General features: G+C 45.0%; 1 protein-coding gene and 1 pseudogene. Both read right to left on the bottom strand.

All coding sequences use genetic code 11. From position 1 onward, the window contains the following. Positions 1–220, bottom strand: a pseudogene (locus ESE_RS12500) (IS3-like element IS1520 family transposase); the annotation flags it as partial. A gap of 47 nt (positions 221–267) precedes the next feature. Then, positions 268–528: a transposase gene (locus ESE_RS0109435; RefSeq protein ID WP_003610944.1), complete on the bottom strand. Its 261-nt coding sequence runs from the start codon at positions 526–528 to the stop codon at positions 268–270. Between the last annotated feature and the right edge of the window lie 72 nt (positions 529–600).

The following is a 600-nucleotide window of genomic DNA, read 5'->3' as shown; positions in this document are numbered from 1 at the left end:
CCAAACGATCACCAACATCAGTCTTCAAAATGAAGCGCAAGAACGCTGCGATACGACGGTAGCCATAGATGCCACGATTGGTGTTATAAACGGCTTTAATTGCCGTTTTCAGAGCAGTACGCCGTGTTTCTCGTTGGCTAGGTTGCCAGTTTTTCCATTGATAATACGTGCTTCGAGCAATGTTCAAAGCCGATAAAACGCTTGTTATGCGGTGTCCCATTGCGAGTGACCGGTCAATGATTTCCAGTCCTAACTCGCGATTTTGCGTTAATTGTACTTCGAAAGCAACACCGCGGCTCGTTTTAAAATCTCAAGTTCTTCGCGAAGTTTGGCGTTTTCCTTTTGTAATGCGTTTACATCAGCTTGCGTCCATTTCTCGCCGTCCACTTCGTGGACTGTGTACAATTTGACCCAGTTACGGATTGAATCGGCCGAAGGCCCGTACTCAGCGGCTAGTTCAGTGTAAGAACGCCCTTGGTTGTGCATCTCGACAAGAGATTGCTTAAATTCTGGTGAATATCGAATCATATAAAAAATGCTCCTCTGCTATTAGTTTACAGGGCAGAGAAAAATCTGTCCGTAAATCTAGCATAAGAGCAA

Source organism: Weissella cibaria KACC 11862 (assembly GCF_000193635.1).
Lineage (GTDB): Bacteria > Bacillota > Bacilli > Lactobacillales > Lactobacillaceae > Weissella > Weissella cibaria.
The sequence above is the reverse complement of the archived record's forward strand: the minus strand, read 5'-3'. Positions and strand labels throughout refer to the sequence as shown.

Bases quoted from the DNA above. Each gene is read 5' to 3' on its own strand.
- ESE_RS0109435 (WP_003610944.1), bottom strand. From the start codon at position 528: ATGATTCGATATTCACCAGAATTTAAGCAATCTCTTGTCGAGATGCAC.